The 14,514-nt window shown below is 59.6% G+C and carries 15 protein-coding genes; 6 read left to right on the top strand and 9 right to left on the bottom strand.

All coding sequences use genetic code 11. From position 1 onward, the window contains the following. Window positions 1–28: 28 nt before the first annotated feature. The gene (locus tag C4S59_RS04575; protein WP_103909259.1) at window positions 29–706 is read left to right on the top strand and encodes a DsbA family protein; all 678 of its coding nucleotides are present in this window, start codon (window positions 29–31) and stop codon (window positions 704–706) included. Continuing rightward, window positions 703–1,827 carry a CaiB/BaiF CoA transferase family protein gene (locus C4S59_RS04570; protein ID WP_103909258.1) on the top strand — a complete coding sequence of 375 codons (1,125 nt, stop codon included), beginning with the start codon at window positions 703–705 and terminating at the stop codon, window positions 1,825–1,827. Before C4S59_RS04575 ends, C4S59_RS04570 begins: the two co-directional genes overlap by 4 nt. A gap of 94 nt (window positions 1,828–1,921) precedes the next feature. Here the strand turns inward: C4S59_RS04570 and C4S59_RS04565 are convergent, their stop codons facing one another. From C4S59_RS04565 to C4S59_RS04535, 7 genes are all read right to left on the bottom strand, one after another. Further along, window positions 1,922–3,262 (bottom strand): M16 family metallopeptidase, encoded by a 1,341-nt coding sequence (locus C4S59_RS04565; RefSeq protein ID WP_103909257.1) that lies wholly within the window; start codon window positions 3,260–3,262, stop codon window positions 1,922–1,924. Beyond that, window positions 3,259–4,605, bottom strand: a complete 1,347-nt coding sequence (locus C4S59_RS04560; protein WP_103909256.1) for a M16 family metallopeptidase — start codon at window positions 4,603–4,605, stop codon at window positions 3,259–3,261. The genes C4S59_RS04565 and C4S59_RS04560 overlap by 4 nt, the downstream gene beginning before the upstream one ends. A gap of 106 nt (window positions 4,606–4,711) precedes the next feature. Continuing rightward, a complete protein-coding gene (locus C4S59_RS04555; protein ID WP_103909255.1) occupies window positions 4,712–5,239 on the bottom strand; it encodes a DUF3035 domain-containing protein in 528 nt (175 codons plus the stop codon). A 52-nt stretch (window positions 5,240–5,291) separates the two neighbouring features. Beyond that, window positions 5,292–5,807 (bottom strand): signal peptidase II, encoded by a 516-nt coding sequence (gene lspA, locus C4S59_RS04550; protein ID WP_103909254.1) that lies wholly within the window; start codon window positions 5,805–5,807, stop codon window positions 5,292–5,294. A gap of 129 nt (window positions 5,808–5,936) precedes the next feature. Then, complete coding sequence (gene purH, locus C4S59_RS04545; RefSeq protein ID WP_103909253.1) at window positions 5,937–7,526, bottom strand: bifunctional phosphoribosylaminoimidazolecarboxamide formyltransferase/IMP cyclohydrolase; 1,590 nt, start codon at window positions 7,524–7,526, stop codon at window positions 5,937–5,939. 17 nt (window positions 7,527–7,543) lie between these two features. After that, window positions 7,544–9,292, bottom strand: coding sequence for a heparinase II/III family protein (locus tag C4S59_RS04540; RefSeq protein WP_103909252.1), 1,749 nt, complete (start codon window positions 9,290–9,292; stop codon window positions 7,544–7,546). Between the two features lie 117 nt (window positions 9,293–9,409). After that, entirely contained in the window at window positions 9,410–10,675 is a 1,266-nt protein-coding gene (locus tag C4S59_RS04535) for an RsmB/NOP family class I SAM-dependent RNA methyltransferase (protein WP_103909251.1), read from the bottom strand. Between the two features lie 82 nt (window positions 10,676–10,757). Here C4S59_RS04535 and C4S59_RS04530 point away from each other — a divergent pair, with 82 nt between their 5' ends. Next, on the top strand, window positions 10,758–10,967 hold the full coding sequence (locus C4S59_RS04530) for a DUF1674 domain-containing protein (protein WP_103909250.1): 210 nt from the start codon (window positions 10,758–10,760) through the stop codon (window positions 10,965–10,967). A 5-nt stretch (window positions 10,968–10,972) separates the two neighbouring features. Here the strand turns inward: C4S59_RS04530 and C4S59_RS04525 are convergent, their stop codons facing one another. Further along, window positions 10,973–11,335 (bottom strand): dihydrodipicolinate reductase, encoded by a 363-nt coding sequence (locus C4S59_RS04525; RefSeq protein ID WP_103909249.1) that lies wholly within the window; start codon window positions 11,333–11,335, stop codon window positions 10,973–10,975. Window positions 11,336–11,423: 88 nt separating this feature from the next. Further along, entirely contained in the window at window positions 11,424–12,233 is an 810-nt protein-coding gene (gene dapB, locus C4S59_RS04520; protein ID WP_103909248.1) for a 4-hydroxy-tetrahydrodipicolinate reductase, read from the bottom strand. 89 nt (window positions 12,234–12,322) lie between these two features. Between dapB and rbfA the strand changes: the two genes are divergently transcribed. From rbfA to C4S59_RS04505, 3 genes are all read left to right on the top strand, one after another. Beyond that, window positions 12,323–12,718 (top strand): 30S ribosome-binding factor RbfA, encoded by a 396-nt coding sequence (gene rbfA / locus C4S59_RS04515; protein ID WP_103909247.1) that lies wholly within the window; start codon window positions 12,323–12,325, stop codon window positions 12,716–12,718. Continuing rightward, the gene (locus C4S59_RS04510; protein WP_103909246.1) at window positions 12,693–13,472 is read left to right on the top strand and encodes a phosphodiester glycosidase family protein; all 780 of its coding nucleotides are present in this window, start codon (window positions 12,693–12,695) and stop codon (window positions 13,470–13,472) included. Before rbfA ends, C4S59_RS04510 begins: the two co-directional genes overlap by 26 nt. A gap of 132 nt (window positions 13,473–13,604) precedes the next feature. After that, window positions 13,605–14,465 carry a hypothetical protein gene (locus tag C4S59_RS04505; protein ID WP_103909245.1) on the top strand — a complete coding sequence of 287 codons (861 nt, stop codon included), beginning with the start codon at window positions 13,605–13,607 and terminating at the stop codon, window positions 14,463–14,465. Window positions 14,466–14,514: the final 49 nt, after the last annotated feature.

Here is a 14,514-nt window from a genome sequence, read left to right as displayed (position 1 = left end):
GCCCTGCTTCTATGAAAGAGGTTTGACTATGAAACGCATCTTCCCGATCGCCCTTTTGACGGCGGGTATGGTCCTGGGCGGTGGTTTTCTGCTGACGCAGGGCGGCGGCACGAACACATCCCAATTCGCCGTTCCCGGCGCGGCAATGGCGCAAGAGGCCAATGCCGAGACCAAAGAAATCGTGGAAATGGTGCTGGGCGCCGAAGATGCGCCGGTCGAGATCATCGAATACGCATCCTACACCTGTCCGCATTGCGCGAACTTCCACACCAACGTGTTCGATGACATCAAAAAGAACTACATCGAAACCGGCAAGGTCAAGTTCGTGTACCGCGAAGTGTACTTTGACAAATACGGCATCTGGGCTTCGCTGATTGCGCGTTGTGGTGGCGAAGAGAAATTCTTTGGTATCACCGACCTGATCTATAAGGGTCAGAAAGAATGGGCCCGTGCAGGTAGCGACGGCGCGATTGCGGATGAGCTGCGCAAAATCGGTAAGCTGGCAGGTATTGGGCAGGACGAGGTCGAAGCCTGCCTGACAGACGCCAACTACATTCGGTCGCTGGTGGAATGGTATCAGGCAAACGCCGAGCGCGATAACATCCAGTCGACGCCGTCCTTCCTGATCGACGGCGAACCCTATTCCAACATGAGCTATGCCGAGTTTGCAGAAACTCTGGACGAAAAGATCGCTGCCAAAGAATGAGCGTTTCGGCACCGAAGGGCCCGCTTGAAGGGCTGAAGGTTATCGAACTGGCACGCATTCTGGCCGGCCCTTGGGCCGGTCAGACGCTGTCGGATCTTGGTGCGGAAGTGATCAAGGTCGAGGCACCGCGCGGCGACGACACGCGTCGCTGGGGACCTCCGTTCATTGAGCACGACGGCCAGACCTCGGCGGCGTATTTCCATTCGTGTAATCGCGGCAAAACCTCGGTCACGGTCGATCTGGCGTCCAAGGACGGTCAGGAGTACATGCGCGAACTGGTGCGTGATGCCGATATCCTGATCGAGAACTTCAAGGTGGGCGGTCTGGCCAAATACGGCATGGACTATGACAGCCTGAGCAAGGTCAATCCGCGCCTGATCTATTGTTCGATCACCGGTTTCGGTCAGGACGGCCCCTATGCGCATCGCGCGGGCTATGACTATATCATTCAGGGCATGTGCGGCTTGATGTCGATCACCGGAGAACCCGATGGCCAGCCACAGCGCGCGGGCGTCGCGACCACCGATATTTTCACAGGTATCTACTCGGTCACAGCCATTCTGGCAGCGGTGCATCAGCGCGGTCGCACAGGGCGTGGTCAGCACATTGATATGTCGCTGCTGGACACCGGTGTGAGTGTAACGGCCAATCAGGCGCTGAATTATCTGGCAACGGGTACGCCGCCGGTGCGGACGGGCAATTATCACCCCAATCTGACACCCTATCAGGTGTTCGATTGCGCGGATGGCCACATCATTATCGCCACAGGCAACGATCCCCAGTACCAGCGTCTGTGCCGTTTGCTTGGCCTGGATGACATGGCCGAAGCGCCTGAGTTTCTGACCAATCAGGACCGGATTGCGAACCGCGAAGCAATGACCGAGCGGTTGAACGGTGCGACCCTAAAGATGAGCAAGGCCGAGTTGTTGGCCGCTTGCGAGGAACAAGGCGTTCCCGCCGGTCCGATCAACGACATGGCCGAAGTCTTTGCCGATCCGCAAGTGCAGGCACGGGGCATGCAGATTTCGCCTGATGGTGTGCCCGGTGTCCGGTCACCATTCAAGTTTTCGGATGCGGAACTGGTGCTGGATCACGCGTCGCCGAAACTGGACAACTCCTGATCCGATTGTGCGGCTGCGCCGCGCAGGTTAATCTCGTCCTTAGGCCGTTGGCCTGCGTCCTCGGGTTTGGTACCCTTGGACGCAGGTTCTGGCGTTATTGGGACGGGGTGCTTTCCAACCCTTCGGGCTGACCGACCACCACAAAGTGCAGCTCATCCGTCAGCAGCAGTCGTTTGGCGACGCGTTTGATGTCATCCATCGTAACAGCGTCGACGCGGTCATTGCGGCTGGTGATGTATTCAGGTGTCAGGCCCATGAACTGCATGCCGACCATGATGTCTGCAATTGCCGCGTTGCTGTCAAAGCGCAGCGGGTAGGCACCTGTCAGGTAGGTCTTCGCCTCTTCCAGCGCTTCTTCGGAGATGCCGTTTTCAGCGACCTCGGCCCATTCTGCCTTGATGACGTCAATCGCTTCGGCGATGCGGTCGTTGGCGGATGCCACACGGCCCATCATCAGATCGGCGTGGCGTTTGTTCAGGATGTAGGAATAGATGCCATAGGTCAGGCCACGCTTTTCGCGCACTTCCGTCATCAGGCGCGATTCAAATCCGCCACCGCCGAATGCGTGGTTCAGGACAAAGGCTGGAAAGAAATCCGGATCGTCGCGCGGGATGCCACGATGTCCGAAGAGCGCCACGGATTGCGGCACGTCAAAGGGCACAACGGTGATGCCCGCTGTTGTGGTGATATCGACGTCTTGGGGCAGGGGAAGGCCGGTTTCCGGCAGGTCTGCAAGCAGCGCATCGATCAGTTTGGACAGTTCTTCAGCAGTGATGTCGCCTGCGGCCCCGATGTAGATGCGGTCTTTGGCGATGGTGCCTTTGTGCGCTGCGATCAGGTCATCGCGGGTCAGGGCTGTGACGCTGTCTTCGGTGCCGTCGATCATCGTGGCGTAGGGATGGTCGCCGTAAAGCTTGGCCGAGGCCGCTTTGCGAGCGATGGTGTCGGGGTCCGTGGCGTCCGAGCGGATTGACGAGATCACCTGTGCCCGAACGCGGTCGATCGCGTCTTGGTCAAAGCGCGGGTTGATCAGGCTTTCGCGCAAAAGCGCCATCGCCTCGGTCTGGTTTTCGGTCAGGAAACGGGCCGAGACAGAGATGCTGTCATCGCTGACGTCATATCCAAAGGAGGCAGCAAGCGCCTCTTGCGCTTCGGCAAAGCCGCGTGCGTCCAGATCGCCAGAGCCTTCTTCCAGAAGGCCGACCATCAGATTGGTCACGCCGCGCTTGCCTTCTGGATCGAGCGATGCACCGCCTTCGAACCGCAGTTCAAGCGAGACGAAGGGAATGGTGGGTTCTTCGACCAGCCACGCCTGAAAACCGGCCTCGGTGGTGATTTCCTGAATGTCCACGTCAGCCATGGCACCCACGGGCAGCAGGTAAGTAGCGATGCCGGCCAGCGCGCCTGTGAGTGTGCGGGTGATCAGATGTTTCATTGCGTCACCTCTGTGTCGGACATCAGCCAGCCGGTGACGGATGCATCACGGTTGAATACCTCGCGTGCGGCGGCAAGGATGTCTTCTTCGGTTGTGGCCTGAAGGATGTCGGGCCATGCCTGAACGTCTTCCACAGTCAGACCGGCAGTCAGGGAAGAGCCATAGCGGCGCGCGATGCCTTCGATGTTGTCCAGCGCGTAGATCTGCTGGGCCTTCAATTGGAACTTGATGCGTTCCAGTTGTTCGTCGTCGATGCCTTCTTCAAGGAACTCGGCAACCGCCTGATCAAGCGCATCTTCGGCCTCTTGCAGGGTCACACCTTCGGACGGAACGATGATCAGACCGAAGGACGTGTCGTCATAGGACAGACCACGATAGAACGCGCCCGCGTAGACAGCGGTCTGCGTGTCGAACTGAAGCTTTTTGCTAAGAACCGATGTCTGCCCCCCGCCCAGAACCTCGGACAGCAGTGACAGCGCGGCGGCCTTTTCCTGCGCACCCGGGTCACGTTCCGGCGCAAGGTACGAGCGGATCACATAGGGTTGCGCCACGCGGGGGTCTTTAAATTGTAGACGACGTTCGGCTGTTTGTGGCGGTTCCTGCGGACGGACGCGGTCGCCAAGTTCGGGATTGGCGGGGATGGGGCCAAAGTATTTCTCGGCCAGTGCACGCACATCTTCGGGCAGCACGTCGCCCGCGACGATCAGGATCGCGTTGTTGGGAGCATAGAACTTTTCGTAATAGGCCAGCGCCTGTTGCAGGTTTAGCGTCTCCATCTCGTGGCGCCAGCCGATAATCGGGGTGCCGTAGGGATGGTTCAGATACAGTGCCGCGTTGCGCTGTTCGCCGAACAACGCGCCGGGATCGTTTTCGGTGCGCGTGTTGCGTTCTTCGATGATCACATCGCGTTCCGTCAGGATGTCGGCCTCGTCCAACTGCAGTTTGACCATACGGTCCGCCTCCATCTTCATGACAAGCTCTAGGCGGTCTGCCGCGATGCGCTGATAATAGCCGGTGTAATCGTAGCTGGTGAAGGCGTTGTCCGTGCCGCCGTTTGCCGCGACGGTTTTCGAAAACTCGCCGGGTGCCAGCGTTTCGGTGCCTTTGAACAGCAGGTGTTCCAGAAAATGCGCGACGCCAGACGATCCGGGCGGTTCGTCGGCGGAACCGGCTTTGTACCACACCATGTTGGTGACGACCGGCGCGCGGTGATCTTCGATCACGACCACATCCATGCCGTTGTCCAAGGTGAAGGTCGTTACGTAGTCGTCGATGGTTTGGGCATGGGCAGGCAGGGCCCATGTGACCAAGGCAACGCAAGCGGTGGCCAGTCTACGCATCATTGTTCTCCCTGAAGTCCTTTAAACAAAGAAATTACGGCGGCTGCCCGAGACTTCAAGCAACGTTACTGATTTGTATGATTTCCGGATGGCATGACTGCCAAGACGCTTACTGCTGAGGCGGAGCGGACGGTGTGCGGACATTGCTGCCCGGTTTGCGCACCTGACGCAGCCAGAGATACGGATCAAGCGCCTGACCACGATACGCTTTGTTGTATTCGTCGTCCTTGACCAGTTTCCAGTTGAAGATCGACTTGCGCTTGCGGAAGGCAAGGTCTTCTTCAGCCAGCACGCCACGGATGTTCGCCTGTGTGCCAAAGCGTGCAGCCGAGCTCAGAAGTGCGGTGTCAGAGGCCGGAACGCCCGACGCATCCAGACTTGCCGGATTGCCGCCAAGGGCCGCAACGGCGTCTTTCAGCGGTGTCGCATCGGTACGGTTTGCCTGACCGGGGGTCGGCTGGGGCAGTTCAGCGTAGCTGGGCGGTGTTTCAAGCGGTTTCGGCGGAACAATAGCAAACTCTTCGGGGGCTCCGCGGTTCAGCCGCAGATCCCGTAGGTTCGTTTCTCCGTCGCCGCGTTTGCTGCAGGCACCAAGTGCCACAAGCGCAACCGCGATCAAAACCTGTGACTTGATCATTGCCACCCTCCAGTTCCGTCAAAGACAGCAGTATCCGAACTCGAATGCAAGGTCACGATGCGTTTTTCCCTTGGCGCGTGCTATTTGAGGCAGGGAACAGCACAAGGCCGAGCGCGCCTGCAAAAATCGCGATGTCGGCCACGTTGAAAGCAAAGGGATTGTTGATCCCGCAGCAGGACATGTTCAGGAAATCCGCGACCGCGCCATAGGCCAGACGGTCGATCACATTGCCGATAGCGCCGCCCACAAGCATCCCGCCCGAGACCAGACCCCAGAAACCGGGGGGATCACGGCGCAGCCAGACCAGCACGAACAGAACGATCCCGATGGCTACGGCGATAAGAATCCAGCGGGTCATATCCTGCTGGCCGGAAAACAGTCCGAAATTGATGCCGTAGTTCCACGCCATGCGGAAATTCAGGAACGGCGGAAACACCTCGATCGCGCCCTTTTGCGCAAGGCCCATGACATGCACCACCAGCCATTTGGAAAGCTGGTCCAGCACAAATACGATCAGCGCCACGATGGCGACGGTTTTAAAGGGCCTGCTCTTACGCGCCTCTGACATGAGGTGTCCTGTTCTTTGTTTGCCCACTGTCTAGCGAATCCGTGGAATAAGCGAAAGTCACATCAACTGTCACAAAACAAAACGGGCCAAGGATTGCTCCTCGGCCCGTCTGTAGAATGGTCGCTGAAATCAGTGACGGAAGTGGCGCATGCCGGTGAAGACCATGGCAAGGCCTGCTTCGTCCGCGGCTTCGATCACCTTGTCGTCACGCATCGAACCACCCGGCTGGATCACCGCTGTGGCGCCTGCTTCGGCGGCGGTCAAAAGACCGTCGGGGAAGGGGAAGAACGCGTCAGAGGCGACGACCGAACCGCGTGTCAGCGGTGTATCCAGACCCATGACTTCGGCCATGTCCTGCGATTTGCGTGCGGCGATGCGGGTGGAGTCAACACGGCTCATCTGGCCTGCGCCGACGCCGACGGTTGCGCCGTCTTTGACGTAAACGATGGCGTTGGATTTGACGTGCTTGGCGACCTTCCATGCAAACAGCAGGTCTTTCAGCTCTTCCGGTGTGGGCTGGCGCTTGGTCACTGTTTTCAGTTCCCATTGATCAACGCGCCCGTTGTCACGGTCTTGTACCAGATAGCCACCTGTCACCTGCTTGATCGCAAGGCCGGCTGCTGCCGGATCGCTCAGGCCTTCTGTCAGCAGAAGACGCAGGTTTTTCTTGGCCGCAAAGATTTCACGCGCCGCTTCGTCCGCGCCGGGGGCGATGACGACTTCGGTGAAGATTTCGGTGATCTGCTTGGCGGTTTCCACGTCCAGCGTCTGGTTCAGGGCGATGATGCCGCCGAAAGCCGATGTGCGGTCACAGTCGAACGCGCGGCTGTAGGCTTCGGCCAGTGTCGCGCCGCGGGCTACGCCACAGGGATTCGCGTGCTTGATGATCGCGCAGGCGGGGCCATCTTCGGGGCGGAACTCGCTGACCAGTTCAAAGGCCGCGTCGGTGTCGTTGATGTTGTTGTAGCTCAGTTCCTTGCCCTGAAGCTGTTCCGCGTGGGCGACGCCCGGACGGGTCGAGCCATCCACATAGAATGATGCGGACTGGTGGGGGTTTTCACCATAGCGCAGCGTCTGGGCCCGCGTGCCAGCAAACACACGGCGGCGCGGCGATGTTTCGCCCAGCGCGTTGGCCATCCATGTGGACACTGCCGCGTCATAAGCACCGGTGCGGGCATAGGCGGTCAGAGCCAGTTTCTGGCGGAATTCGTAAGATGTCTGGCCATCGTTGGCATCCAATTCGGCCAGCAGCGCGTCATAGTCTTCGACGTCGACAACCACGTTGACGAACTTGTGGTTCTTGGCTGCGGCGCGGATCATCGCGGGGCCGCCGATGTCGATGTTTTCAATCGCTGTGGCATAGTCCGCGCCTTTGGCGACGGTCGCTTCGAACGGATACAGGTTCACGACCAGCAGGTCGATCGCGCCGATGCCGTGTTCGTTCATCGATGCCACGTGACCTTCGTCATCGCGCAGCGCCAGCAGGCCGCCGTGAACCATCGGGTGAAGCGTTTTTACGCGACCGTCCATCATCTCGGGGAAGCCGGTGACCTCGGACACGTCTTTTACGGTCAGGCCAGCGTCGCGCAGGGTCTTGGCAGAGCCCCCTGTGGACAGCAGTTCGACGCCGCGCTCGGACAGAGCCTTAGCGAGGTCGATCAGACCGGTTTTATCAGAAACGGAAAGGAGGGCGCGGCGGACGGGATGAAGATCGGACATTCGGATTCCACTGTGGTTCAGATCGGTTCTTCCGCCTCTACCTCTCCAACGTCACGTATCGCGATCGCGGTGTCATGCGCTTTGGCAAGGGACCAGCGGATGCTGGTCGCATACTCCATTGCGCGGCCGGATAAAACGATCTGTTGTGCGCCACGGGGCCGCAAACGGCCTTTTTCCAGATAAACTGACGGTTCGATGGTCAATTCGGCCTTTGAATCGTGCCGGAAGACCCAGATTTCACCGGATTTAAGCACCATCGAGACTGCAGTCCCCCCCAAATCCAGTTCTGCATCGACCTCGGGGTGTAGGTGAAAACGAATCTGAAAGGGGATTCCCTCAAGCAAAGTGGCGTTCATGCGGGTGTCGAACGTCGCTTTGTGCGGCGGATCGATGGCCAGCAACATGTCTTCGCCCGCCACGCCGCGCCCGTCGGACGTCATTTCCAGAATGCGGGCGTGGGTCAGACCGTGGGTGCTGACGTAACCGTCATGCCCGCCTTCAAACCGCACGCCATCGCTGGTGAGGCTAAGCTGTGTCGGCGTTGTCTTTGGTGCGTCTTCCAACATTTCGCGGGTGGCACCGCGTACATTGCTTTCCTTGCCAAGACGCGCGCTGGAATAGCCGTCCAGACAGAGCGTGGAATGAGACGGCGTGGCGCGCCCTGCACGGCGCCACTCTTCACCGAAAATCGCGCCGGAACCGCAGTTCACGATCAGCGGCCTGCGCCCCGATGTCAGTTCGAATGCAAGGGTCGAGGCATGGGCATTATAAGATGCCTCTTTTACCGGTGGGGGCGCTGCATCGATGATCAGGCTGGTGCGGCCTGCCGACAAACGGGCAAATCCCATCGCCAGCCCGTCGGTTTTGCGTTTGCGCACTCCGGATGCGGCCAATGCCTGTTCCAGACGGCCTTCGATCCCGCGACCGCCGCCATGGAAACGGGCCAACGCGCCGTCCGAATGGCGCAACGAGCGCAAGATGGGGGCAATCCGCTGGATGGCGTTGCGCAGATCGTCGTCGACGGTCTTGCCCGCTTCTTCCAAGGCGGCCGCCGCCCATGTCAGAAGAGTGAACACCTCAAGCAGTTCTTCGGGGTTTCGCGTGATGATCCCGCCGTCCGCATCGATTTCACGGGCGCATTCCTGTGCCAGTGCTTTGCGCGCGGGTTCAACAAAACGGTCCATGCCCTGAAGCGACAGGCCCGCATACAAAAGACCGGTCAGCGCCTCGATCCTCGGCAGGCAAGCCGGTGTCGCGTGCCAGCGGCGCGACAAGAAATGCGCATGTGCCGCCAAGGCGCGGTAGAATTGTTCAGTTTGTTCCGCATTCCGCCCGCGCAGCAGCATTAGCGCGTGGTGGACTAGGCGGATCATGCGGCGGCCTGTCAGTTCGGGCAACCAGCCGGGGCCCGACCCATCGCCATAGCGTTCGATCCATCCCCAGACCCATTCCTGCGCGGCCTTGCGGGTGTGCAGTTCGCTCACGGCGGCCATGTCGTCCAGCCATGCAAAGCTGTGCGTTTCTTCTTCGAACGCCTGATCGGGGGGGATGATATCCCACAGCACTGTTTTGGGTGCTTCGATCAGGTGGCCTGCGAACATCAGGTTGCCAGCGGCCAACTGACGGCCACGGGCGAAACTGCCGACGGTGCGTGGTTCGGGATTGGATTGAAAGCCGGTCGCAGCCGCTGCGCGCGCCGCACGACGCGCGTGAAAGCGGTTCATCAGACGCGTGCGCCTGTCGGTCCAGCGTTCCAAAATCGACATACCCTGCCTCTTACCCCGCACTTCGGCGTGTGATTGTGGCAGAAGATACCTGCGTTGACCTTCAAAGTCACCTTTGAATGCGTGTCGATTTGACAGTCTTGGCGGGATGGCGCGCGATTACGCCGCTTTGATCAGGCGGGCCATATAGAACCCATCCATGCCGCCGCGATCTGCCCAGTAATCGGGCCGCAGACGAATGCCGCCTTCGCTGCTTTTCCATTCCGCAGAGATGCCTTGGGGCAGGGGCGTATCTACGGTCAGGTTTGGATGACGTTCCAGCGCCTCTTCGATCTGAACCTCGCCTTCGTCCGGGATCAGCGAACAGGTACAAAAAATCAGCGTGCCACCGGGTTTCAGCAGGTCCAGCGCCTTGTCGATCATCGCTGATTGAAGGCCGATCAGTTCCATAATGCCGTCGCCCGTTTTGGCATGCGGCAGATCCGGGTGGCGGCGGATGGTGCCGGTGGCGGAACAGGGCGCATCCAATAGGATCGCGTCGTAGGGTTTGGCCGAATGGTCCAGCGCATCGGACACAACGATTTCTGCAGCAAGACCCATACGCGTCAGGTTTTCCTGCACCCGCGCCATGCGGTTTTCGGAAATGTCCAAAGCGGTGACATGCGCACCGGCAGAAGCCAGTTGCAGCGTTTTGCCGCCCGGTGCTGCGCACATGTCCAGCACGCGCAGGTCCTTCACGTCGCCCAACAGTTTGACCGGCAAAGCTGCGGCGGCATCCTGCACCCAGAACGCGCCTGTGTCATAGCCTGCCAGCGCGCTGACCTGCACTTGGCCTTGGATGCGCACCGATCCTGTGGGCAGCAATTCACCGCCAACCTTTTCGGCCAGACGTTCGGCATCACCACGTGCAGACAGATCCAAAGGCGCACCTGCGAAATGCGCGGCCTCGATTTCGGCAACCGCTTCACGGCCCCACGCCATAACCAGCGGTTCGCGCAGCCATTTCGGCAGGCGCGGGATGCGCAGCTTTTCCCATTCTTCGGGGCCTTTGGTCACGACCTTACGCAGGACGGCGTTCACCAGCCCTTTCAGACCGGCTGTCTTCTTGCCCTTCGCGACGATATCGACGGCGTCGTTCACAACTCCATGGGCCGCACCGCCCTGGCACAGTTCCACGGTCGCCAGACGCAACGTGTTCAAAACCCGCAAAGGCGGCTGTTTGCGCAGGAACGGCTTCAGGATGCGGTCGGCGCGTTCAAGGCCCCGCAGCGTATCCAATGCAAGGCGCTGGGCGGCGGCGCGGTCGGCGGGGGGCAGTTTCTGAAAACGGGGTGCGCCGGTCAGTTCCGACAGCAAACGTTCTTCGCCCAGCACCTGATCCAGCAGGTTTACCGCGACTTCACGGGGGGAAGGGGTCTTGTTCATTGCGCACTCCGGTCTGGTGGGGTCCTTGCCCCGCGACAAGTGGCGCGTATATCAAGGGTCATCAGACAAGGAAACGCCTGACATGAGTGACGAGACATCCTCGGACGACCGTAAGATCGAAGATTTGCCGCCAGCCGCGCAGCGCGCATTGGCCGAAGCCGCCGAACGCCGGGCGCAGGCCGAGGCCGAAGAAGCCGCGAATCCCCGCCCTACAGAACTCGGTGGCCGCAAAGGCCCTGAACCCGTGCGCTATGGCGATTGGGAGAAAAAGGGAATCGCTGTCGATTTCTGATCCACTTAGCGGAGCGAAAATGCAGCCGACTGGCCTGCGCCTTGATCGGCTGTGAAGGTCAGCTTGCGCCCGTCAAAGGTGACAAGCTGGCAGTTATACCCCAGATCATCGCCACCCCAGTACAGCGTCCGGCAGAAATAGCCGTCCTTCCACGTCCATTGGCCTTTGACCTCGCGCAGCGCGCCTTTGCCGGTGATGGTGCCAGAGGGCTTGACCACCAGCGACACCAAGGGGCGCTGCAGGGTTTTGCCGGAGACAAGATTCAGAAACTGCTGCTTGTCCTGAACGGTTGATCGTTCCGCGTAGGCAGCACTGCCGAAAATGGCGGCAATCAAGGTTGTGATTTGAAACAACTTCGGGGGCGTCATGGCGATCCTCCTCAACACATACTTGTGCTGTGAACGTTTCCCACCCCCGATTGGTTCATTTTATCACAAAAACTTGAGATTCGCTTAATTACAGCCCCAGCACGTCCAGCATGTCATATTCACCCGGTTCGCGGTTCTGCCCCCAAAGCGCCGCCTTCAATGCGCCACGGGCGAAAATACCGCGATCGGTTGCCAGATGGCGTAGGACGATGCGTTCGCCAGCGGCAGCAAACAGAACGTCATGTTCGCCAACAATGTCGCCACCGCGAATCGCGGTAAAGCCGATGTCGCCCTTTTTGCGCGCGCCCGTGATGCCATCGCGGCCACGGTCGGATACGTCGGCCAGTTTGACGCCACGCCCTTCAGCGGCGGCTTCACCCAGCATAAGTGCCGTACCGGAAGGCGCGTCGACCTTTCGGTTGTGGTGGGCTTCGATCACTTCGATGTCCCAGTCTTCGTCCAGCGCGGCGGCGACCTTTTTGGTCAGCTGCGTCAGCAGGTTCACGCCAAGGCTCATGTTGCCCGCGCGAATCTGGACGCCGCCCTGCGCGGCTTTGGACAGCTCTGCCAATTCGTCTTCAGAGAAACCGGTTGTGCCGATAACATGCACGGCCTTCGCGGCGGCAGCGGCCTTGGCAAAGGCAATCGTCGCAGCAGGCGCGGTAAAGTCGATGACGGCATTCGCACCCTCAAAGGCAGAGGCAGCATCATCGCTGACGGTCACGCCCATATCGGCACCGCCCATCATTGCGCCCAGATCCTTGCCGACCCAATCGTGGCCCGTACGTTCGATGGCCCCAACAAGACGCAGCTTTTCGCTGGCCAGAACTTCGCGTACCAGCATCTGGCCCATACGGCCGGACACACCTGTAATGACAACACCTGGCAAATCGCTCATTCTGGGCACTCCTTCATCGGCAAGGTTCCGCCCTCATATCGCGGGACGGGGCGCTTGGCAAAGCACTGGTAACGGCATAAGTGGGTCACATGGCAAAAAACAAATTCCACGACGGGCCTGGGCCCAGCCAACGACAGCTTCGGGTCGGCGAACTTATTCGCCGGACGCTTTCCGATGTGCTGATGCGCGGCGACATCCACGACCCCGATCTGAACCGCATGTCCATCACCGTGGGCGAAGTGACAGTGTCGCCTGACCTAAAAGTGGCAACCGCCTATGTTGTTCCCTTGGGCGGCAAGGGGCAGGAAGACGTGTGCCAGCTGCTGGCCCGCAATAAGGCCGAACTGCGCCGCGCGATTTCCAAGGATATGACGCTGAAGTATTCGCCTGATCTGCGCTTCCGTCTGGACGAAACCTTTGACCGCCTCGACGAAACGCGCCGGCTGTTTTCGCAGGAAAATGTGCGTCGCGATCTGGACGATTGACGTGCTTCGCAACCTGACGGCTTTCATCGCTATACTTGCGTCGCTGTCCCTGACGGCAGGGGCGGCCTTGGCGCTGGAGTGTCGCGAGATCACCTTTGATAAGCTGCCGTTCACCCTGTGTGAGGTCGATATTGAGGCGGACGATCTGCGCCTTTTTCTGAACGACAAAGATGGCGAACGCTTTGGGCATTTCAGTTCGATTAACGCGGCCTTGTCGGACAAGGGCCAACAGCTTGGCTTTGCGATGAACGCGGGCATGTACCACGACGATCGCAGCCCAGTTGGCCACTACATCGAAAACGGCAAAGAGCAGATGCGCGTGATCCCCAATGCGGGGCCGGGCAATTTCGGTATGCTGCCGAATGGTGTTTTGTGCATCCAGAGCGACAGCGTGCGCGTGATCGAAACGCTGGAATACAACGAAGACCGGCCCGAGTGTCGCTATGCGACCCAGTCCGGTCCGATGCTGGTGATTGATGGCAAACTGCACCCGCGGTTTCTGGTCGACAGCACGTCGCGCTATATCCGGAACGGGGTGGGCACGACCGAAGACGGCAAAAAGGCCGTGTTCGCGATTTCAGACCGCTCTGTCACGTTCCATGAATTCGGGCGCCTGTTTCGCGACGAACTGAAACTGCCGAACGCGCTTTTCCTTGATGGCAATGTGTCCCGTATCCATGCGCCTTCGCTGGATCGCTCGGATCGTGGCTGGTATCTGGGGCCGATTGTCGGTGTGGTCGAACCTAAAAACTAGGCGACCCCTTGCAAGATGCGTCATCTGACCCCGATGGCGTATTTTTGTGTTTCTCCCCCGTTCAGAATCGGGTCTGCTAGGACCCAAGCGGCATAAGCCGCAGTATGATCGTCTTTGTTTAAGGAGGAGACATTGGATCAGAAAGTAATTGCCACGGGTTTGGTATCTGCATTGATCGGCTTCGGTCTTGGGATTGTGGCGGCACCCTCTGCCCCGAAACTCAGCGAAATTGGCGACACCATCAGCGAAAAGCTGGCCCCGAGCGCGGAAGCAAATGAATCTCTGGCCAAGCTGGTGGGTGATCTGGATGCCAAGATGGACGGGCTGTCTGAACGTCTGGACGGGCTAGAAGAAACGGTCAGCGCCAGCTCTGCCAAAGATGCTGTGTCCGAGCTTGGTTCCAAAATCGAAACCCTGTCGTCAGATGTGGCCACATCGTTGGAAAGCACCGCAGCCAGCCTTGGCGAACAGCTGAGCGCGCTGTCTGTTGCGGGATCGTCGCCTGTTGAGGCCGCACCGGAAGGCATCACGCCAGGTATGACCGCTGTCTTCAACGATGGTGCCGTGCGGGCGTTCGTGTCGCGGGTTGATGACAATGCCGTGGCGCTGTCCCTGAACGGGTCTGCTAAAACGCTGGCTGTGGGCGGGTCTACAAAGGTTGACGACTGCCAGATCACGCTGGACGCAGTAGATCGCGGCCATGCCGTTCTGTCCGCAGCATGTGGTGAAGGCGCGTCGGACGAGAAAGTTGCGCTTAGCGGCAATGCTGAAACCTATGGCATCGGCAAAACCGCCATTCTGGGCGACGGCGCTGCGCGCATCTATGTCTCTGGTGTCGACACCGAGACCAACAGCGCGCGCCTTGCCGTGAACGGCTTGACGCTTGAAACCTATACTGGTGGCAGCAAGATCGAACTGGACGGCAGCGATTGCGTTGCGACGGTCGAAGCCGTCAGCGCGGGTGCGGTCAGCTTGGGTTATCTCTGCGAATAAATATCAGTCCCACGGGCGGTTTAGGCCGCCCTTGGGCCGCTGGCGTTGA

Source organism: Thalassococcus halodurans, assembly GCF_900108225.1.
GTDB lineage: Bacteria > Pseudomonadota > Alphaproteobacteria > Rhodobacterales > Rhodobacteraceae > Thalassococcus > Thalassococcus halodurans.
This window is presented reverse-complemented; position numbering and strand designations above follow the sequence as displayed.